At 66.8% G+C, this 20,182-nt stretch carries 20 protein-coding genes and 1 riboswitch; of the genes, 8 read left to right on the top strand and 12 right to left on the bottom strand.

Features of this window, described 5'->3' with window-relative positions:
- Window positions 1–26 precede the first annotated feature (26 nt).
- Window positions 27–836 (top strand): enoyl-CoA hydratase-related protein, encoded by an 810-nt coding sequence (locus tag AB0C34_RS12020; protein WP_357070319.1) that lies wholly within the window; start codon window positions 27–29, stop codon window positions 834–836.
- Here AB0C34_RS12020 and AB0C34_RS12015 read toward each other — a convergent pair.
- The 6 genes from AB0C34_RS12015 to carD all read right to left on the bottom strand — a co-directional run bounded on the left by AB0C34_RS12015 (window position 833) and on the right by carD (window position 5,611).
- On the bottom strand, window positions 833–1,111 hold the full coding sequence (locus tag AB0C34_RS12015; RefSeq protein ID WP_357070317.1) for a DUF4190 domain-containing protein: 279 nt from the start codon (window positions 1,109–1,111) through the stop codon (window positions 833–835). The genes AB0C34_RS12020 and AB0C34_RS12015 overlap by 4 nt on opposite strands.
- A gap of 365 nt (window positions 1,112–1,476) precedes the next feature.
- Window positions 1,477–2,460: a 23S rRNA (guanosine(2251)-2'-O)-methyltransferase RlmB gene (gene rlmB, locus AB0C34_RS12010; RefSeq protein ID WP_357070315.1), complete on the bottom strand. Its 984-nt coding sequence runs from the start codon at window positions 2,458–2,460 to the stop codon at window positions 1,477–1,479.
- On the bottom strand, window positions 2,460–3,866 hold the full coding sequence (cysS, locus tag AB0C34_RS12005; protein WP_357070313.1) for a cysteine--tRNA ligase: 1,407 nt from the start codon (window positions 3,864–3,866) through the stop codon (window positions 2,460–2,462). The genes rlmB and cysS overlap by 1 nt, the downstream gene beginning before the upstream one ends.
- 64 nt (window positions 3,867–3,930) lie before the next feature.
- Window positions 3,931–4,398: a 2-C-methyl-D-erythritol 2,4-cyclodiphosphate synthase gene (gene ispF, locus AB0C34_RS12000; RefSeq protein ID WP_357071298.1), complete on the bottom strand. Its 468-nt coding sequence runs from the start codon at window positions 4,396–4,398 to the stop codon at window positions 3,931–3,933.
- A gap of 2 nt (window positions 4,399–4,400) precedes the next feature.
- Complete coding sequence (ispD, locus tag AB0C34_RS11995) at window positions 4,401–5,120, bottom strand: 2-C-methyl-D-erythritol 4-phosphate cytidylyltransferase (RefSeq protein WP_357070311.1); 720 nt, start codon at window positions 5,118–5,120, stop codon at window positions 4,401–4,403.
- A gap of 2 nt (window positions 5,121–5,122) precedes the next feature.
- Complete coding sequence (carD, locus tag AB0C34_RS11990) at window positions 5,123–5,611, bottom strand: RNA polymerase-binding transcription factor CarD (RefSeq protein ID WP_011206964.1); 489 nt, start codon at window positions 5,609–5,611, stop codon at window positions 5,123–5,125.
- Window positions 5,612–6,044: 433 nt separating this feature from the next.
- On the opposite strand from carD, the gene AB0C34_RS11985 reads away from it, so the two are divergent.
- Entirely contained in the window at window positions 6,045–6,680 is a 636-nt protein-coding gene (locus tag AB0C34_RS11985; RefSeq protein WP_357070309.1) for a hypothetical protein, read from the top strand.
- A gap of 371 nt (window positions 6,681–7,051) precedes the next feature.
- Window positions 7,052–8,449, top strand: coding sequence for a DNA repair protein RadA (gene radA / locus AB0C34_RS11980; protein WP_357070307.1), 1,398 nt, complete (start codon window positions 7,052–7,054; stop codon window positions 8,447–8,449).
- A 102-nt stretch (window positions 8,450–8,551) separates the two neighbouring features.
- On the opposite strand, the gene AB0C34_RS11975 is transcribed toward radA, so the two are convergent.
- On the bottom strand, window positions 8,552–9,235 hold the full coding sequence (locus AB0C34_RS11975) for a hypothetical protein (RefSeq protein WP_357070305.1): 684 nt from the start codon (window positions 9,233–9,235) through the stop codon (window positions 8,552–8,554).
- Between the two features lie 117 nt (window positions 9,236–9,352).
- Window positions 9,353–9,976 (bottom strand): carbonic anhydrase, encoded by a 624-nt coding sequence (locus AB0C34_RS11970; RefSeq protein ID WP_357070303.1) that lies wholly within the window; start codon window positions 9,974–9,976, stop codon window positions 9,353–9,355.
- An 86-nt stretch (window positions 9,977–10,062) separates the two neighbouring features.
- Here AB0C34_RS11970 and AB0C34_RS11965 point away from each other — a divergent pair, with 86 nt between their 5' ends.
- Window positions 10,063–10,983 carry an A/G-specific adenine glycosylase gene (locus AB0C34_RS11965; RefSeq protein WP_357071295.1) on the top strand — a complete coding sequence of 307 codons (921 nt, stop codon included), beginning with the start codon at window positions 10,063–10,065 and terminating at the stop codon, window positions 10,981–10,983.
- Between the two features lie 214 nt (window positions 10,984–11,197).
- Here AB0C34_RS11965 and AB0C34_RS11960 read toward each other — a convergent pair whose 3' ends face one another.
- Window positions 11,198–11,947 (bottom strand): alpha/beta hydrolase, encoded by a 750-nt coding sequence (locus AB0C34_RS11960; RefSeq protein WP_357070301.1) that lies wholly within the window; start codon window positions 11,945–11,947, stop codon window positions 11,198–11,200.
- Between the two features lie 59 nt (window positions 11,948–12,006).
- Here AB0C34_RS11960 and mhuD point away from each other — a divergent pair, with 59 nt between their 5' ends.
- The 3 genes from mhuD to AB0C34_RS11945 all read left to right on the top strand — a co-directional run bounded on the left by mhuD (window position 12,007) and on the right by AB0C34_RS11945 (window position 13,561).
- On the top strand, window positions 12,007–12,321 hold the full coding sequence (mhuD, locus tag AB0C34_RS11955; RefSeq protein ID WP_357070299.1) for a mycobilin-forming heme oxygenase MhuD: 315 nt from the start codon (window positions 12,007–12,009) through the stop codon (window positions 12,319–12,321).
- Window positions 12,322–12,400: 79 nt separating this feature from the next.
- Window positions 12,401–12,555: riboswitch (cobalamin riboswitch) on the top strand.
- A 29-nt stretch (window positions 12,556–12,584) separates the two neighbouring features.
- Window positions 12,585–12,779, top strand: coding sequence for a CbtB-domain containing protein (locus tag AB0C34_RS11950; RefSeq protein ID WP_043685997.1), 195 nt, complete (start codon window positions 12,585–12,587; stop codon window positions 12,777–12,779).
- Complete coding sequence (locus AB0C34_RS11945) at window positions 12,770–13,561, top strand: CbtA family protein (protein ID WP_357070297.1); 792 nt, start codon at window positions 12,770–12,772, stop codon at window positions 13,559–13,561. The genes AB0C34_RS11950 and AB0C34_RS11945 overlap by 10 nt, the downstream gene beginning before the upstream one ends.
- A 295-nt stretch (window positions 13,562–13,856) precedes the next feature.
- Here AB0C34_RS11945 and AB0C34_RS11940 read toward each other — a convergent pair whose 3' ends face one another.
- Window positions 13,857–14,297, bottom strand: a complete 441-nt coding sequence (locus AB0C34_RS11940) for an OsmC family peroxiredoxin (RefSeq protein ID WP_357070295.1) — start codon at window positions 14,295–14,297, stop codon at window positions 13,857–13,859.
- Window positions 14,298–14,758: 461 nt separating this feature from the next.
- On the opposite strand from AB0C34_RS11940, the gene AB0C34_RS11935 reads away from it, so the two are divergent.
- A complete protein-coding gene (locus AB0C34_RS11935; RefSeq protein ID WP_357070293.1) occupies window positions 14,759–16,165 on the top strand; it encodes a histidine kinase in 1,407 nt (468 codons plus the stop codon).
- Between the two features lie 196 nt (window positions 16,166–16,361).
- Here AB0C34_RS11935 and AB0C34_RS11930 read toward each other — a convergent pair whose 3' ends face one another.
- Complete coding sequence (locus AB0C34_RS11930) at window positions 16,362–18,917, bottom strand: ATP-dependent Clp protease ATP-binding subunit (protein ID WP_357071292.1); 2,556 nt, start codon at window positions 18,915–18,917, stop codon at window positions 16,362–16,364.
- Window positions 18,918–19,202: 285 nt separating this feature from the next.
- Window positions 19,203–20,144: a lipase gene (locus tag AB0C34_RS11925; protein ID WP_357070291.1), complete on the bottom strand. Its 942-nt coding sequence runs from the start codon at window positions 20,142–20,144 to the stop codon at window positions 19,203–19,205.
- Between the last annotated feature and the right edge of the window lie 38 nt (window positions 20,145–20,182).

The following is a 20,182-nucleotide window of genomic DNA, read 5'->3' as shown; positions in this document are numbered from 1 at the left end:
GCCACAGTCGGCTACCATCCTTTGGCATGAGTTCGGAACTGCACGTCGATGTCTCTGGGAGCATCGCCGTGCTCACGCTCAACCGGCCCGCTCAGCAGAACGCCTTCACCCCCACGATGGCCGCCGAACTGAGTGCCGCACTGCAGCGCTGTGATCTGGAAGATGCCGTTCGTGCCGTGGTCATCACCGGCACCCCACCCGCGTTCTGTGCGGGCGCGGACCTGTCCCATCGAGTCGGTGAGGTCAGCGCCACCATCGACCCGCCGCCGTGGCAGGTGCGCAAACCGGTGATCGCGGCGGTGAACGGGCATGCGGTCGGTATCGGCCTCGCTCTTGCCCTGCAATGCGACTTGCGGTACATGGCCCGTGACGCGGTGTACGGCCTCAATCAGGTCCGCCGCGGCGTCATGGCCGACGGTTACGCGCACTGGACGCTACCGCGCCTGGTCGGCATGGCCAACGCTGCCGACATCATGTTGACCGGCCGCACCTTCGACGGCGAGGAGGCGAAGGCGATGGGCCTGGCCAACAGCTGCCTCCTCGCGGGCGAGGTGCTACCGACGGCATTGTCGGTCGCGCACGACCTCGCCAGCGGGTCGGCACCGTTACCGGTAGCGCTGTCCAAGCGGTTGTTATGGGAGGGCATCGGGATGAGTTCGACCATGGTCGGCCAGCTGGAAACCGACCTCAACCAGCATGTCACCAAGAGCATCGACGGTGGCGAGGCGATGGCGGCGTTCCGGGAACGTCGGCAGCCGAACTGGACCGGCAGTATCAGCTCCGAATGGCCCGCGTGGGACGTGCAGAGTGAACGGGAACGTCCCAGTCTGGACTAGGCGTTGCCGCCGAACAGGATCAGCAGGAACAACACCGCGAAGATGACCATCAGAACGGTGCCGATGATGCCGAGGAGATACCCGACCATCACCTGGGTGCGGCCACCGAGCGCACCGCCGGAGTGATCGATCTGGTCCAGCGCCCGCTTACCCAGTGCCCATGCCACCGGTCCGAGCACTCCGCAGCAGAGCAGGCTCCCCGCGCCGAGGAACAACACCGCCGTCGCGTTCGGATGCTCGATCGTCTGGCCGATGGGCTGGTTGGGTATCACCACCAGCTGAATTCTACGGTGCTCCCCCCACCTCTCCGCGTATTTTGCCGGGCTCCCCTGCCGCCGCGCGTTTTTCACTCGTTCGTTCGGCGCCGCCAGGCGTGCGTCACGAACTGGTGGACGCGTTCCGATCGAGCACGGGGCGCACCCGATGAGTTGACCCGACGCCAAGGCGCCGCGCCCGTTTCGCCCGCTCGGCAGATCCGTGACACAACTGAAACTGATGCGCAACAACCGATTTCGCCGCTAACACGATACTCATCCGACACGGCCGGAACTCGAGTGGCGTCAGACGCGGGACCCGAACACGACGTATGCGCACCCGATCGGTACGTCCGGATTCCACGCAGAACGTGGAACAGACGCGGTCAGGTCCGGCGTTGCCTGGCGACTTCGGAGAGCAGTACGCCGGCGGCGACCGAGGCGTTGAGCGATTCCACCGGTCCCGCCATCGGGATCGATACAATCGCGTCGCAGGTCTCGCGGACCAGGCGAGACAAGCCCTTCCCCTCCGAACCGACTACGATGACGGTGGGCCCGCGACCATCGAACTCGTCCAGCGTGGTGTCGCCACCCGCGTCCAGGCCGATGACCTGCACGCCCTTGGACGCCCAATCCTTCAGCGTACGAGTCAGATTCGTCGCGCGGGCGACCGGAAGCCGCGCCGCTGCGCCGGCGCTGGTGCGCCAGGCCACCGCGGTGACGCTCGCGCTGCGCCGCTGCGGGATCAGCACGCCCTGGCCACCGAAGGCGGCAACCGAGCGAATCACCGCACCGAGGTTGCGCGGATCGGAGATATTGTCCAGCGCGACGAGCAGCGCGGGGCTACCCGAGTTGTGGACTTCGGCGAGTAGGTCATCCGGATGGGCATAGCGATACGGCGGCACCTGCAGCGCGACACCCTGATGCAACCCGTTGGCACTCAACCGATCCAGGTCGGTGCGGGGCACCTCCAGGATGGAGATGCCCGCGTCGGCGGCGATCCGCACGCTCTCGGTCAGCCGGTCATCGTTCTCGGTGCCGACCGCGACATACAGCGCGGTGGCGGGCACACCCGCGCGCAGGCACTCGACCACCGGGTTGCGTCCCAGCACCAACTCCGGACCGTCGTCACCCTTGCGGCCCGCGGGTCGAGACCCCGCGCCACCGCGCGTAGCCGTCGAACGGCCCTGCGCAGCCTTGGTTTTAACGGCCGCTCGCTTGGCGGCGGGATGCTTGGTGCGCTGCTCGGCGGGCGGGGTCGCACCTCGACCCTCCAGCCCGCGTCTACGCTTGCCGCCGGAGCCGACCACAGCCCCTTTCTTGGTTCCGCCCTTGCGAATCGCACCTTTGCGCTGCGAATTGCCTGCCATCAGTCGGCCTTTCCGGATTGCGCTGCGCCAAGCGCCCATTCGGGACCGTTGGCCGTATCGGTGACCTCGATGCCCGCGGAATGCAGGCGGTCACGGGCGGCGTCGGCGCTCGCCCAGTCTTTCGCCGCCCGCGCCTGCTGACGGCGGTCGAGTTCGGCACGCACCAGCACATCCAGGGCACCGAGTGCGGAGGACGAGTCGCTAGGGGCGTACCAGTGCGGATCGAGCGGGTCGACACCGAGAATGCCGAGCATGGCGCGCACCTGGCCGGCCAGGTCGCACGCCGTGTCGATCGCCCCCGCCTCCAGAGCTTTGTTGCCCTCGTGCGTCACCCGGTGAATTTCGGCGAGCGCCTTCGGCACCGCGAGATCGTCATCGATGGCGGCCGCGAACGCGTCGGTCCACTTGCCCACCGGGATATCGCCCGCCCGGTCCATGACCCGATTCACGAAAGCCTCGATGCGCTGGTAGGACTGCGCGGCGTCGTACAGCGCCTTGTCCGAGTACTCCAGCATCGAGCGGTAGTGCGCACTGCCCAGGTAGAAACGCAGTTCTACGGCGCGAACCTTTTTGAGCACGTTCGGCACCGAGAGCACGTTGCCCAGCGACTTGGACATCTTCTCACCGCCCATGGTCACCCAGCCGTTGTGCAGCCAGTACCTGGCGAAGTCGTCCCCGGCCGCCTTCGACTGGGCGATCTCGTTCTCGTGGTGCGGGAACACCAGGTCCATACCGCCGCAGTGGATATCGAACTCCGGGCCGAGATAGAACTCGGCCATCGCGGAGCACTCCAGATGCCAGCCGGGACGGCCCGGACCCCACGGCGACGGCCAGGTCGGCTCGCCGGGCTTGGCGGCCTTCCACAGCGTGAAGTCGCGCGGGTCGCGCTTGCCCGTACCCGCGCTCTCGCCTTGGTGCACGTCGTCGAGCTTGTGGCCGGACAACTGCCCATAGCCCGGGTAGCTGACCACGTCGAAGTAGACGTTGCCGGCCGCGGCATAGGCATGGCCCCGGTCGATCAGCCGCTGCATCATCTCGACCATCTGGGTGATGTGCCCGGTGGCGCGGGGTTCCGCGGACGGAGGCAACACACCGAGCAGTTCGTACGCGCGGTCGAAAGCGCGCTCGTGCGTAGCGGCCCACTCCCACCACGGCCTGCCCGCCTCGGCGGCCTTGGTCAGGATCTTGTCCTCGATATCGGTGACGTTGCGAATGAACCAGACGTCGTAGTCGTGCGCGAGCAACCAGCGCCGCAGCACGTCGAACGCGACTCCGCTGCGCACATGGCCGATGTGCGGCTTCCCCTGCACGGTGGCGCCACACAGGTACACCGACGCACGGCCGGGGACCAAAGGCGCGAAGTCGCGCATGGTCCGCGTGTCGGTGTCAAAGAGGCGCAGAGTCACGGCAGTCGATCCTAGCTGGTATATAAGGGCGTTCACGGACCGGCTCTGATCCGCGGGAGCTGGATCAACGACAGGGTTGCAGCAGGGCGGTCGCCACCGCGGCAACTCCCTCGCCCCGGCCGGTCAGCCCGAGACCGTCAGTGGTGGTGCCGGAGACCGAAACCGGTGCGCCGAGCAGCTCCCCGAGCACCTGCTGCGCCTCGGCGCGTCGCGGCCCGATCTTGGGCCGATTGCCGATCACCTGGACCGCCGCGTTGACCACCTCGAAGCCCGCCTCGCCGAGCAGCCTGCGTACTTCCTCCAGCATGGCCGCACCGGAGACGCCTTCCCATTCGGGACGCCCAGTACCGAATACCGCACCGACGTCGCCGAGACCGGCCGCGGACAACAGTGCGTCACACAACGCATGCGCGGCGACGTCGCCGTCGGAGTGGCCCGCGCAACCGTCTTCACCGTCGAACCGCAAACCCGCCATCCAGCAGGGACGGCCCGACTCGACCGGGTGGACATCGCTGCCGATGCCGACGCGCATGCTCACGGCGCCACCGCCTGGATGCCCGCGCCGTCCAGCACCGCGTTGGCGAGCACCAGGTCGAGCCGAGTGGTGATCTTGAACGCCATCGGGTCGCCCGGGATCGTGCGGACCTGGACGCCGAACCTCTCCACGAGTCCCGCGTCGTCGGTCGCCTGGACTCCCTCGGCCGCGTAGGCCGAGCGCAGTAGCTCGGCGGCGAAACCCTGTGGTGTCTGGATGGCGCGCAACTGCGCGCGGTCCGGCGTGCCGGTCACCGTGCCGGTCGGGTCGACGGCCTTGATGGTGTCGGTGACCGGGAGACCCGGGATCACGGCGCGATGGCCGGTGCGCAACTCCGCTACCACCCGGGCGATCAGCTCGGGTGGTGTGAGCGCACGCGCGGCGTCGTGCACGAGGAAATAGGCGGCGTCGGGTGCTGCGGCCACACCCGCCCGTACCGAGTCGATACGTTCGGCGCCGCCGACGACCACCTGCACCGAACCCGAAGGCGGCAGCAGGGCAACGGCGCTGTCGACGAGTTCGGTGGGAACCATGACGATGATCCGATCGACCACGCCGGAGGCGATCAAGCCTTCGACGGCGAGCCGGACCATAGGCGTGCCGCCGACCGTGACGAACGCCTTGGGTATGGATTCACCCAGACGCACGCCACGACCGGCGGCAGGCACCAAAGCAACGACGGGTCCGTCAGAACGGACACCGTGGTCAGGTGTGTTCACGGTCAGGAAGCCGCTGCCAGCACCTCGTCGAGCAGCGTCTCGGCCTTGCCATCATCAGTGCCCTCGGCGAGCGCGAGCTCACCGACGAGGATCTGACGAGCTTTGGCGAGCATGCGCTTCTCGCCAGCGGACAGGCCGCGGTCCTGCTCCCGACGCCACAGATCGCGAACGACCTCGGCAACCTTGTTCACATCGCCGGAAGCGAGCTTCTCCAGGTTGGCCTTATAGCGGCGGGACCAGTTGGTCGGCTCCTCCGTATGCGGCGCACGCAGCACCTGGAAGACCCGATCGAGACCCTCCTGGCCGACGACGTCCCGTACGCCGACGTATTCGGCATTTTCCGCGGGAACCCGAACAGTCAGATCGCCTTGGGCGACCTTCAGGACCAGATACTCTTTTTGCTCACCCTTGATGGTGCGAGTCTCGATTGCTTCGATCAGCGCCGCTCCGTGGTGGGGGTAAACGACGGTGTCTCCGACCTTAAAAATCATGTGTCCCGTGCCCCTTTCGATGTTCACAGTTTAACATGCGACTCGATAACGGCGCGATCAACTGTGCAGGTCAGGGCCACAACGAGGCAACCGCGGGGCTTGACAGAAGCTAGGCGGTGTGCATTACGTTGTGCCAGAACGAGTTATCGGCAGGCTCGGTCACGGTCACAGCACCTGCGGCGACCGGGCGTTTTCCGTGTCACTTCCGAAGCTCGACCGAACTGTTATCCAACACCGGGGTGTCGTGGCCCGAACTGGCCACAACTTCACGCCCGCGGCATTTCGGAACAAACCGCGCGGTCGCGGAAGACGAGCGACAGCGGGGGACGAGTTGGCACAGCCCGCGCGCCCGAGCCGCGAACAGAACTACTACGCTCCCTAGTTACTACGCTCCCCGGTGGAGCCGAGCCCGGTCGACATGGAGGGACAACCCGTGACTGCCCTGAAAACTGTGACCGCCCCCAAGGGGGCGCGACGTCGCATGGTGACAGTTGCCGCACTCGCCGCCGGAGCGGCGATCGCACTGTCCGGCTGCGGCGCGGGCCAGATCTCGCAGACCGCGGACCAGGCCTCCGCCGTGAACGGCGCCCACGCCGAGGCCGACAGCATCGCGCTGCGCAACGTGCACATCGTCTTTCCCTCCGAAGGCGGCGCGTACACCAACAGCAAAGGCGGCAAGGCGATTGTCGCGCTGTCCATCATCAACACCAGCGAGTCCGTCGCCGATGAGTTGACCGGCATCGACACCGACCTCGGCACGGTGAAGATCACCCCGACGGCGGGCAAATCCACCGTCCAGGTCACCCCCCAGCAGACCGTGGTCGCCACCGCCGAGCCGACGAACAACGCGCCGGCCGCGGCCTCCGCGCACGACGCGGGCAACCACGGCGCCCAACCTGCCTCCGATGACCCCGAAGCCAACCCGATCCTGATCGAGATCACCGGCCTGAACAAAGACATCATCCCCGGCCTGACCTACAGCGTCTCGTTCGACTTCAAGCAGAACGGCACTGTCCAGGTCCAGGTCCCAGTCGACGCCGGAACAAAGACCGAACGGCACGAATCCTGAGGGTGCGGCTGTGTTTGTTCGGCAGCCCGGACTCGGTCATGCGATTGGACATCGTGACGATCGTCGGCGTCGTGACATTCAGCACGGGCGCGACTCGCCCGGCGTTCGGCCGCCGCGGCCGCACAGCACGCCGAGCACCAGATCACGTAGCTACTCTCCAGCCGACCACCACCTCGATCGCGATCGGCTGGCGGCTGGCGGCTGGCGGCTGGCGCAGCGGTCCCGGTAGCGGGGGTGCCGGAAACGGAGGAATGGCGAGTTCGGCGTCGTTTCGCTGGGTGAGGCCATGTCGACCTCTTGACGCATCGGGAGCGGCGGCCATTTTTCGGCGTCGTGTCTTGCTTGTCGGATGCGGTACGTAAGGTGCGCGTGTGGCCAAGACCAAGCCGATCTTTCGGTGTTCCGCGTGTGCGCACGAAGTCGCGAAATGGGTAGGCAAGTGTTCCGAGTGCGGCGCGTGGGGCACCGTGAGCGAGGTGGTCGTCTCGGCGGGAGCCGTTGGGGCGCCTGGTCGCAAGGCGATGCTGCCGAGTACGGCGGCTACCCCGATTTCGGGGATCGATTCGCAGGTCACCAAAGCGAGGCCGACCGGGGTGAGCGAACTCGATCGAGTGCTCGGCGGTGGGATCGTACCCGGTTCGGTGGTCTTGCTCTCGGGCGAGCCGGGAGTGGGCAAGTCGACGCTGCTGCTCGAGGTGGCGCACCGCTGGGCGACCCAGACCGGCGAGAAGTCGCTGTACGTCACCGCGGAGGAGTCCGCGGGCCAGGTCCGGCTGCGCGCCGATCGCACCGGCGCGGTGCACGATCGGGTCTATCTCGCCGCGGAGTCGGATCTGTCGATCGTGCTCGGACATGTCGAACAGGTTCGCCCGACACTGCTCGTAGTCGATTCGGTGCAGACCATGCTCGCCCCGGACGTGGACGGCGTTATCGGCGGCGTCACCCAGGTGCGCGCGGTGACCGCCGCGGTGACCTCGCTGGCCAAGGCGAGCGGTATCGCGGTGTTGCTGGTCGGGCACGTCACCAAGGACGGCAATGTCGCGGGCCCGCGCACGCTCGAGCACTTGGTCGACGTAGTGCTGCAGTTCGAAGGCGATAAGAACTCCACGTTGCGCATGGTGCGCGGCCTCAAGAACCGTTTCGGCAGCGCCGACGAGGTCGGCTGTTTCGAACTACACGAGGACGGCATCGCCTGCGTCGACGACCCGTCCGGCCTGTTCCTGCACCACCGGACCGATTCGGTATCCGGCACCGCCGTCACCGTGGCGATGGACGGTAAGCGGCCACTGGTCGGCGAGGTGCAAGGACTCACCCTGGAGACCCAGATTCCGGCCCCGCGCCGCGCGGTGAGCGGGCTCGACTACAACCGGGTCGCCATGGTGCTCGCCGTGCTGCAGAGCCGCAGCAAGGTGTACTTGGGCAAGCACGACGTCTATGCCGCCACCGTTGGTGGTATGCGGCTGGTCGAGCCCGCGGCGGACCTGGCCATAGCGCTGGCCCTCGCGAGTGCCGCAACCGATCGGGCGATCCCCGCGGGCTGGGTGATACTCGGCGAGGTCGGGTTGGCCGGTGAGGTGCGTAAAGTGACCGGGCTGGCACGCCGGTTGGCCGAGGCGGAGCGGCTCGGCTTCACCACCGCCCTGGTGCCACCGGGGCTGGATCGAGTCAGCGGCGGCGGTATACGGATTCACGAGGTCACCGATGTGGGCTCGGCAATCCGGATGGCCAAGTTACGCGCGCCGTACGCCAAACCGGAGGCCAGCGAGTAACCGCCAGCTCGTCACACGCGGCGTCATCCCGGTGCGGAGAGCATCGTCGGAGGTGCGTGCGCTCAGCCGCCAGGACGGGGTCGCGCTCGCACCCGCCGGGCGTCAGGCGGGGGTCAGGTTGAAGGGTTCGGGAGCGCTGCGCACCGGGCCGAATTGAGCGACGGCTTGATAAGCGCCCGGTGGAACCTGCACGCGCTCACCGCGACACCCGATCTGAGAGGTCATACCCGACCACTGCACGGTGAACAAGGCCTGCTCGCCGGGCTTGAGGATCCGCGTGCTGGACTCCTCGGTGGGCGAGCAATCCGAGCTCGTCCACAATCGGCGCAATCCATCCAGTGACAACACCGACGCCTGGATGGAGGACAGGTTCATATCGCGCTGGCACTGGGTGCTGGAAATGTTCGTGATGACGATCCGAAGATTCGGTTGATCGCCGACCTTGTAGGACGGCTGATCAACGCTGATCTTGACGGCCAGCGACTGGTCCGGACACTGCCCCGCGGCCACGGCAGGCGTTTCACTCGGGGTCGCGATGGCACTGCCGGTCGGCCTCGGGCTTTCCGAACTACTCGACGACTTGACCGATGAACCGCCACCGGATTTCTGCGCCACGGTGGTCGAACTCGACGCCGCCGCGGTGCCGTCGCCCGGCGAATTACCGCCGTGCGCGACCATCGCCACCAGCCAGATCACCAGCGCGAGCGCCGAGATGAGGATACCGATGGCGAATACGCGTCGACGCCAATAGATCTCCGGTGGCAGCGGTCCATGCGGTTCCAGCACGACTCAACGGTAAGGGCACGGTCGGGTGCAACGCCTCAGGGGCACGGCGTGTCGGCGGTGGGCAGACTCGGTTCAGCCGATTCTGGCTCACACGCTGGGAAAATTCGCGCTACCTGGTCAGGCCAGCTCGCCGATATTGCCGACGACACGGTGGAGTTGCACCCGGCCTTCGGCCAGTTTGTACGTCACGCTGGCAATCGCGCACTCACCGGTCGCGACTCGTTGCGAGATGATCATCGACCGCTGCATGAGCAGGCGACTGGTCTCCACCACATGCCTGGCCTCCATCTCGTCGACGGTGGACAAGCCTTCCCGCCGCCCGATCAGAATGGACGGCGTGACTCGCTCGACCACGCTGCGGATGAATCCGCCGGGAACCTCGCCACCGTCGAGCGCGTCGATGGTCGCCTTCACCGCGCCGCAGCTGTCGTGCCCGAGCACTACGATCAACGGCACGTTGAGCACCTGCACCCCGTACTCGATCGAACCGAGCACCGAACTGTCGACCACATGGCCCGCGGTGCGCACCACGAACATGTCACCGAGACCCTGGTCGAAGATCAACTCGGCCGCGACTCGCGAGTCACCGCAACCGAACAAAATCGCGTGCGGATGCTGGCCACTGACGAGTTTGGCCCGGTCGGCTGCACCCTGGCTAGGATGCAGCAGCTCACCGTTGACGAAGCGCTCGTTGCCCTCCCGCAGGGACTTCCAGGCGCTGATCGGGTTGGAATCAGGCATACCGACCATTGTGCACGTGACGGGTGTTACCAGCGAGTTCGGTCGGTTACAGGTCGGCAAATAGCGACCGCGGCGGTGGGATAGGAATAGTGAGGACAGTGCAGAACGGCGCACGCAACGGTATCGACACCGACACGTTGCTGGACTGGTATCAGGAGACGGCGCGCGACCTGCCGTGGCGCCGACCCGGTGTCACCGCGTGGCAGATTCTGATGAGCGAGATCATGTTGCAGCAGACTCCGGTGGTGCGCGTCGAACCGGTCTGGCGGGAGTGGGTGGCGCGCTGGCCGGTCCCCTCCGCGATGGCCGCTTCCTCGCAGGCCGAGGTGCTGCGGGCATGGGGCAAGCTCGGGTATCCGCGCCGCGCGCTGCGGTTGCACGAGTGCGCCCGAGTGCTGGCGGTCGAGCATGGTGACGCGGTTCCCGACGAGGTGGACGTACTACTCGGTCTGCCCGGCATCGGCGCGTACACCGCGCGCGCCGTCGCCTGTTTCGCCTACGGCCAGCGGGTCCCGGTGGTCGATACGAATGTCCGTCGAGTGGTCGCCCGGGCCGTGCACGGGCGCGCGGAGGCGGGGAACCCGTCCTCGCGCGACTTGCCGGAGACCGAGGCTCTGCTGCCGCGCCGGATCGACCACGCCGCGGTGTTCTCGGCGGCGCTGATGGAACTCGGAGCGACGGTGTGTACCGCACGCACCCCTGTGTGCTCGCGCTGCCCGCTGCCGCGATGCGCCTGGGTCGACGCGGGCCGCCCGGTGACCGAGGTAGTCCGCCGCACCCAGAAGTATGAGGGCACCGACCGCCAAGCGCGCGGTCGCCTACTGGACGTGCTGCGCGCCGCCAGCGGGCCGGTCGAACGAATACGCCTCGATCTCGCCTGGACCCGCGACTCCGGCCAGCGCGCTCGCGCCCTGGATTCGCTGCTGGTGGACGGCTTGATCGAACAGACCCCGGATGGGCTGTTCGCGCTCGCGGGCGAGGGCGGGCTCAGCACGGAGACCGCATGACGGGCACCCGCGTTGCAACGGCACACCGGGCCACTCGCACCGGCTGAACGAACCGCCTCGCGGGCGCCGGTCAGGTCATCCGCCCAGAATGACATCGAACCGATCGGTCCGTAGGTCCGGATAACCACGGACCGTCGCGCAACCGGCAACCCACCGAAAGCCGGAAACGGCTCGTGTCGTGTCGTGTCGTGTCGTGTCGTGTCGTGTCGAAAGGCTAGCCGCCACCGAATACGCGATCCAGGAAGCGCTCGACTTCCGCCCGGTAGCGCTCCGGCTGGTCGTCGTGCACCAGATGACCCGCGTCCGGGACCAGCACGTAGTCGGCACCAGGGTGCGTGGCGGCCATCTGCCGCATCTGCCCCGCCGGAGTGATGCCATGTTCGCCCTCCAGCAACAGGGCAGGCGCCCGGATCGCGCGCCATTGCGGCCAGAAGTCGCGGATGCCCCACTCCTCGGAGATTTCGCGGAAAGCGGCAACCGAGCCGTGCAGCCGGTATCCGTCCGGTCCATGCTCGAACGAATTCAGGAAGTACGGCCCGGCGACCGGGCCGAAGAACGACAGCACGGCCTCGGCGTCGGGAAACGGCTGCGGCCATGCCTCGATCATCGCGGCCCAGTCCGCGGCGGTACGGCCGGTGAAATCCGGTGCGATGTCCTCTATCACCAGCGCACGCACCCGCTCGGGGTACGTCGCGGCGAATACCCAGCCGTGCAGCGCACCCATCGAATGGCCGATCAGGACCATCGGCTCGGCGATCTCCACCGTGCCTGCGGCCAGATCCGCCACGAACGCCTCGGTGGTCGGCTCGTCGGGGGCGGGCCTGCCGTGTCCTGCCGAGTCGAAGGTGTAGACGTGCCCGTACTCGCGTAACCAGCCCAGCTGATCGCGCCAGGTGCGCGCACTGCCCATCAGTCCGTGCAGCAGCAGGATCGGCGCGCCTGCTCCGCCCTCGTCGTGCAACATCGGCTCGACAATACTGAGGCCCCGAGCGGCAACTCGACGCGAACCGCTAGCTTGGTTCCATGGCTGTTGTGAAGATCAATGCGATCGAGATCCCCGAGGGCGCGGGTCCTGAACTGGAGAAGCGTTTCGCCCATCGTGCGCACGCGGTCGAGAATTCGCCGGGTTTCCTGGGGTTCCAGCTGTTGCGCCCGGTCGCCGGAGAGAATCGGTACTTCGTTGTCACCCAGTGGGATTCGGAGGAATCCTTCGCGGCCTGGCGCGACGGACCCGCGCGCGAGGCACACGCGGGCGAGCGTAAGAAGCCAGTCTCGACGGGCGCATCGCTGCTCGAGTTCGAGGTCGTACTCGACGTCGCCGCGAAGCCGGCGGGCTGATACCGAATACCACCGCCGGGCAGCGCGCTCTGCCCGGCGACTCGCCCGACGCCGTGGTACGGGCGTCCCGATCCTATTGACGTCGGGCGTCCGCAGGTGTCACAGTTCGAAAGACAAACGCGATGGTGATGCGGTAATTCCGGTGTGATTCCGGAGCGGTCGCGCCACTGTATTGCCGGCACCGGGTAATCGGTGCCGGAAAGCCAGACACCGGCATCGTCGCGCCACCACCCGATGGGACGCGCATCCCAAGGAGGACTCGAATGGCCATCGCGCATTCACCCAGCCGGGCAACCGATTCCCTGGCCACCGTGCTCGTCACGGTCGGTGTCGTTCTTCTCGCACTGCTCACGCTGTATCTGGTCGGATTCGACCAGGGCGCCATCTCGCGCAGCGGGATGTACCTGCATGAGCTGATGCATGACGGACGCCACCTGCTGGGGCTTCCGTGCCACTGACCGGTTCGCTCACGTCCCTGCTGTTGCGCGGTCTACTCGCCGGCCTGATCGCCGGGCTATTGGCCGCGACGGTAGGTTATTTCGTCGGTGAGCCCAAGGTCGACGCCGCGATCGCCATCGAAGAAGCCCACTCCGCGGGCGGACACGCGCACAGCGAGGATTCCGAACCGTCAGGCGGGCATTCGCACGGTGCCGAAGAAGCGCCGTTGGTGAGCCGCACCGGACAGAAGGCGGGCCAATTTCTCGCACTCGGGTTGGCAGGCCTCGCCCTCGGCGCCATCTACGCCTCGGTCGCGCATGTCGCGCGGCGCTACACCACGCTGCCCGGGCCGAGACTCGCCTTGACACTCGGCGTCGGCGGTTGGCTCGCGATCGTTGCGGTGCCGTTCTTCAAATACCCAGCCAACCCACCCGCCGTGGGTGATCCGGACACCATCAACGAACGGACCCTGCTCTGGATGGCGGCGGTGCTGCTCGGCATCGTGGCCGTCGCCGCGGCGACATCCGTATTCAAGGCGCTGCGCGGACAACTGTTCACGGTGCGGCTGATCGGGGGCGTCGTCGGCTTCGTCTCGGTGACGACGCTCGGCTACATCCTGTTGCCCGGCGTCAACGAGGTGAGCAACGAGTTCCCCGCCACTCTACTGTGGCAGTTCCGGGTGTCGTCGCTGGCCGAGACGGCCACGCTATGGGCCGCCTTGACCCTCGGTTTCGCGGCCCTCACCGAATTCGCGACGCGGACTGCCGCTCAGGTACGGGACTCGGTCGCTTCCCCAGGCTGATCGGCGTCCGGATCGCAACAGCAAGTGTCGGCGCTGCCTTTTTCGTTCTGGCCCGTACCGTTGCGCGCTTACCGCGCAGCCCCGTCGCCGGACGCCGCCATTCTTGTCGCGTTCGTCGGTCTCGCCATTGCATTGCTCGCGGACAGCGCCTATCGGCGAAGACGAATGCCATCCTGATCGCCATCGCGCCCGCTACACCGCTCGGCGCGGCCCGCAACTCACGCTGATTCTTCGCACTTCCGCATGGCTCCTCGCACACCCACGGAGTGTGCGGAGAACCAAACAACTGCGCGAACTACGCGAGGGTCGCATCCAGGGTGATGTGGTCCACGCCCGCGAGTGCCTTGCTCACGGGGCAGCCGGCCTTGGCAGCTTCGGCGGCAGCCTGGAAGGCCTCGGCATCGACGCCGGGGACGCGCCCGCGAACCGTCAACTTGATTCCGCTGATCCGGAAGCCGCCTGCCGGATCGGGGCCCAGGGTCACGTCGGCTGTGACATCCAGGCTCTCCGGGGTGCTGCCGGCGTTACCGAGCTGCGCCGAGAGGGCCATCGCGTAGCAGGACGAGTGCGCGGCCGCGATCAGTTCCTCCGGACTGGTGGTGCCGTCGGCGTCCTCCGCCGCACGTTTGGGGAACGACACGTCGTACTTGCCGACCCCCGAACTGGCCAGCTCAACCTGTCCGGAACCTTCCTGCAGAGTGCCGGTCCAAGCAGTACGAGCGGTACGTGTGGGCATCACGGTCCTTTCGCCGATGATGTGTGACGATTCACCTCGAACCTACCCTGGTCGGCTCGCTCAGGCGCACCGGTACGTCGATCGCACCGGCGCATCGGCCGAGCCGCACCGATCCTTCGCATGCTCCGTCCCGCATCGACCACTCCGCACGTATCACCCCGCATCGGCAAATCCAGCGCACACCAAGCGAATTCCGGGCGACGCCCGACCACACCGCCGCCGCGCTCGGATCGCCGCGAATCCGTCACCCTGATCCGCAGGATGTCTTCGAGGGCAGCGCGAACGGGCGCCCGCGCTGGACCTACGTCGATGACACGCCGAGGCCGATCAAGCCGATACCACTGAACGCCGCCGAGCAATGCCAACGGACAGCGCCGCCTGAGATATCCGAGAAATACGTTTCGAGGCGGGCCTCGAATCAATGCCGAGCCGCATAGGCTACTGGGGTGCGGGTGGCAGGGATGACGGATCGGAGTTCGGTCGGCTTGGACCGCGGAGTCGCGCTTGTCGTGGCCGCGATTCAGCTGGTCGGGGGCACGTTCGCGAACATGGAGCAGACCGGGGTGCTGCCGCTCGACATCATCGGCTACCTGCTGTTGCTTGCCGGGCCGGTGGCGCTGATCTGGCGGCGGGCATACCCGGTGCCGGTATTCGTCGTCGCCCTCGCGGTGTGCCTGACATATGTCCTGCTCGGCTACGGGGACGGGCCGATTGCCGTCTCGCTGGTCACCGCGTTTCTCACTGCCGCGAGCACCGGATCCCGTTGGTGGACCTACCCACTCGTCCCGCTCTGCGCTCTGGCTCTGATCTGGCCGCTGCCCGCCCTGCTGGGCCGATCTGCCACCACGTGGCGGGTATTCGCGCTGTTGGCGTGGCTGGCGGTGTTGGTCTTGGTGGTCGAGGTCGTTCGCCAGCGCAAGGCGGTCTTCGTCGCACGCAGGCAGCAGGCCGAGGCCGCGCGCAGGGAAGCGGTCGCGCAGCGCGAACGGCGGACCGGCGAGGAACGTCTCGCCGGCGCGCGCGAGCTGCACGATGGTCTGGCACACAGCCTTTCGCTGATCAATGTGCAATCGTCGGTGGCACTGGAACTGCTCGACAAGAAACCGGAGCAGGCGGAGTCCGCACTGACGGCAATCAAGACCGCGAGCCGCGATGCGCTGGCGGATATGCATTCGCTGCTGCACACGATCCGTTCCGCAACGGTGGCCACAGCGGACGAGTCGGCGCGCGACTCCCCCGAGGACGAGCAGGTCAGACGTCGGCGCACCCGCCGCGGCCCCGAACCAACCCGAAACAAATCGGCAGCGAGCGAACGAGATTCGACCGCGAACAACCGTGCTGGACGGGGCGATGGGGTCGTCGAACCCACACCGGCGCCACGTTCTCCCACACCGAGCATCGGCGACCTGGAACAGTTGCTTCGACTCCCCCGCGCGACCGGCCTGACGGTCGGCGCCCAGGTTCGCGGCACTCCGCAGCCGCTGCCCAGCGTGATCGACGTGGCAGCAGCACGGATCATCCAGGAGTCGCTGACCAACGTAGTACTGCATGCGCCGGGCGCTGACGCCATGGTGACCGTGCGCTACACCGCGGATTCGATCGACATCACCGTCGACAACGCCCGGCCTACGGGAGCACCAACGCCGAGGTCCGGCACGAGCGGAGGCAACGGCATCATCGGCATGCGGGAGCGGGCGCACGCGCTCGGCGGCGCGCTCACGGCGGGCCCGCGCCCGAGCGGCGGATTCCGGGTCGCGGCCCGACTGCCCGCGCACGCGGCGGAGCCGAAACCGACGGCGCCGAACAACTCTCCGCACCACCTTGCCGCAGGGCAGCCAAGCGCATCCGACCAGCCCGCGAAGCAATAGCACACACCACCGGACAGGACAGAGCGGTCGGGCTGATGTCAGCAGACGCTCTGATGCACGCCAGTACGCGCCCGCCACCGACCATTACGACGGCCGGTGGCGCCCATGGTCGGACTTCTGCGCGCCGCGATTTCGGCCCTGGACACGAAAAAGCCCGTGCGCACCGATTCGGTGTGCACGGGCCTTGTCGTATGACTTACTCGCCAGACGCCGACTCGACGGGACCTTCGGCCGCGCCGGTCAGCACGACTTCAGGCTTCTCCGCACTGGGAGCCTTGGTCAGTTTCGCCTTGCCGGTGAACGTGAACTTGGCATTCTCACCGGAGCCCTCGCCATCCCAGCCTTCGACATCGACGACGACGGTCTGGCCGGGGCCGATCTCGCCGAAGAGGATCTTCTCCGACAGCTGGTCCTCGATCTCGCGCTGGATGGTCCGGCGCAGCGGCCGGGCACCGAGCACGGGGTCGAAGCCACGCTTGGCCAACAGCGCCTTGCCCTGCTCGGAGAGTTCGAGCGCCATGTCCTTGTTCTTCAGTTGCTTCTCGACACGGTTGATCATCAGGTCCACCATCTGCACGATCTGGTCGGTCGTCAGCTGGTGGAACACGATGACGTCATCGATGCGGTTGAGGAACTCGGGCCGGAAGTGCTTCTTCAACTCATCGTTGACCTTGAGCTTCATCCGCTCGTAGTTCGAACCCTCGGCGTTGCTCTGCGTGAAGCCCAAGCCGACGGCCTTCGAGATATCCGACGTACCGAGGTTCGAGGTGAAGATCAGCACCGTGTTCTTGAAGTCCACGGTCCGACCTTGGCCGTCGGTGAGGCGGCCGTCCTCCAAGACCTGCAACAGCGTGTTGTAGATCTCCTGGTGCGCCTTTTCGATCTCGTCGAACAGCACGACCGAGAACGGCTTGCGGCGCACCTTCTCGGTGAGCTGGCCGCCCTCCTCGTAGCCGACGTAGCCCGGAGGGGCACCGAACAGGCGTGAGGCGGTGAAGCGGTCGTGGAACTCGCCCATATCGATCTGGATGAGCGCGTCGTCGTCGCCGAACAGGAAGTTCGCCAGCGCCTTGGACAGCTCGGTCTTACCAACGCCGGACGGCCCGGCGAAGATGAACGAGCCGGACGGCCGCTTCGGGTCCTTCAGACCGGCACGGGTACGGCGGATCGCCTTGGAGACCGCCTTGACCGCGTCCTCCTGACCGATGATCCGCTTGTGCAGCTCGTCCTCCATACGGAGCAGACGGGTCGTCTCCTCCTCGGTGAGCTTGAACACCGGGATACCGGTCCAATTGGCGAGCACCTCGGCGATCTGCTCGTCGTCGACCTCGGCCACGACGTCCAGATCACCTGAGCGCCATTGCTTCTCGCGCTCGGCCCGCTTGGCGACGAGCTGCTTTTCCTTGTCCCGCAGCCGTGCGGCCTTCTCGAAGTCCTGCGCATCGATCGCGGACTCCTTCTCCCGGCGCGCGTCGGCGATCTTGTCGTCGAACTCGCGCAGGTCCGGCGGAGCGGTCATCCGGCGAATCCGCATCCGCGCGCCGGCCTCGTCGATCAGGTCGATCGCCTTGTCCGGCAAGAACCGGTCGTTGATGTAGCGGTCGGCCAGCGTCGCGGCGGCTACCAACGCGCCGTCGGTGATGGAGACCCGGTGGTGCGCCTCGTAGCGGTCCCGCAGGCCCTTGAGGATATTGATCGTGTGCTCGACAGTCGGCTCGCCCACCTGGACCGGCTGGAACCGGCGCTCCAGGGCGGCATCCTTCTCGATGTACTTGCGGTACTCGTCGAGAGTGGTGGCGCCAATCGTCTGCAGCTCGCCACGAGCCAGTTTCGGCTTCAAGATCGACGCCGCGTCGATCGCACCCTCGGCGGCGCCCGCCCCGACCAGCGTGTGCAGCTCGTCGATGAACAGGATGATGTCGCCACGGGTGTTGATCTCCTTGAGCACCTTCTTCAGGCGCTCTTCGAAATCACCGCGGTACCGGCTTCCCGCGACCAGAGAGCCCAGGTCGAGGGTGTAGAGCTGCTTGTCTTTCAGCGTCTCGGGAACCTCGCCGTTGACGATGGCCTGCGCGAGGCCCTCGACCACAGCGGTCTTGCCGACACCGGGCTCGCCGATCAGCACCGGGTTGTTCTTGGTGCGGCGACTGAGCACCTGCATGACCCGCTCGATCTCCTTCGACCGGCCGATGACCGGGTCGAGCTTGCCTTCGAGCGCGGCTTGGGTCAGATTTCGGCCGAACTGGTCGAGCACCAGCGAGGTGGACGGGGTACCCGCTTCACCACGCGAACCGGACTCGACCGGCTCCTTGCCCTGGTACCCGGACAGCAGCTGGATGACTTGCTGACGCACGCGGTTGAGATCGGCGCCCAACTTGACCAGCACCTGGGCCGCCACGCCCTCGCCCTCGCGAATCAGCCCGAGCAGGATGTGCTCGGTGCCGATGTAGTTGTGCCCGAGCTGCAGCGCTTCGCGCAAACTCAGCTCGAGCACCTTCTTGGCGCGCGGGGTGAACGGAATATGACCGGACGGAGCCTGCTGGCCCTGGCCGATGATCTCCTCCACCTGGCTGCGTACGCCTTCCAGGGAAATGCCGAGCGACTCGAGCGACTTGGCCGCGACGCCCTCACCCTCGTGAATCAGCCCCAGCAGGATGTGCTCGGTGCCGATGTAGTTGTGGTTGAGCATCCGGGCCTCTTCTTGGGCCAGGACAACGACACGCCTCGCGCGGTCGGTGAACCTCTCGAACATCGCTCCCTCACTCTCCTGCTCCGACATTCTGGCAACAGACGCCGCAGTGTGCTGTGTAACAACCGTGGGCGTCAACCTGCCATGAAGCCCGGGGGTTGCGTCCCCCGCCTCCACTCTAGTTGGCGGGGAATGTTGCCGCCGCCAGTCCACCCTATGCCGACCGGCGACAGCACGGTCATTCACTCATAACGTGAGGATTGCGGTATTCGTTTCCGACCGGGTTTTGCCCTCAGCGAACAGCGGTGGCTGACAGCCACTGCCCGTGCCGCCCGCCGCTGCCGGCGGTCACCCGGCGAACGGCGCGATATAACTGCAGGGTACCGGGCGCGGATGCACGGGATCGAGGGCGTTGAGCATGTAGACGGCGGCCCTCGGACTTCCCGCGATGCCCACATGATCGGAGTGGTCCGCGGCGCAGCCGTCCTGGACGACGATATTCGTCACGTTCGGCCCGGGAACCAGCCCCGAGGTGTACGGCACCACCGACGCATCCAGACCGGTCGCGATATTCGTGTAGGCCACGCTCGGGTGGTAGACGCCGTCGGAGTTCATCGCGAGGACGAAATCCGATCCCCGAACAGCCTGGCGGCATGCCTGGCACACGAACCCGGCGACCGCGTCGAAGGCCGGCTTCGCGCCCATCCGGGCGCTGTACTCAGCGAGTTCGGCCAAACCCCCGGCATTCGAGCCCTGCCACGGCGGAGCCAACCCGACCAGTTTGTCCACCTCGGCCGCGCCGCCGAGCCGCTTTATGAAGTAGTTGCCGATGAAGTTGCCCTGTGAGTGGGCGACGATATCGACCTTTGCCGCGCCGGTCGCGGCCCGCACTCGGCGCACGAAGTCGGCGAGTTGCGGTGCGCTCTGCTCGATCGGCAGCATCCCGCCGACAGCGGACATGGGCCACGGCAGGTCGTAGGCGCCGTAGGTGGCCGAAAAGACGCAGTACCCCTCATTGGCCAGCACAGGCGCGTACACGCCCCAATTCGTCTGTGCGCCACCACCGGTGCCGTGCGCGAGGACGACGGGATTCGGGTGCGCCGCGCTCGGCCGACACGACCAGTCGTTGGTGCCGGGCAGCGAACCACCGGGATTCGCCAGCTCCGCAGGGATGCCCTCGAAGAAGTTGTAAACGACCGGATACCGCTCCGCGTGCGCCGAACTCGCCGTGCCGGCGCAAATCGCGGCGAGCAGGACGATCAGAAATGACAAGCCTGAGACACGCCGCACAATAGCCTCCAAGTCCGGAAGATGTGGTTGCAGCGAAG

It is taken from the genome of Nocardia sp. NPDC049220, from assembly GCF_040647855.1.
Lineage (GTDB): Bacteria > Actinomycetota > Actinomycetes > Mycobacteriales > Mycobacteriaceae > Nocardia.
The sequence above is the reverse complement of the archived record's forward strand: the minus strand, read 5'-3'. Positions and strand labels throughout refer to the sequence as shown.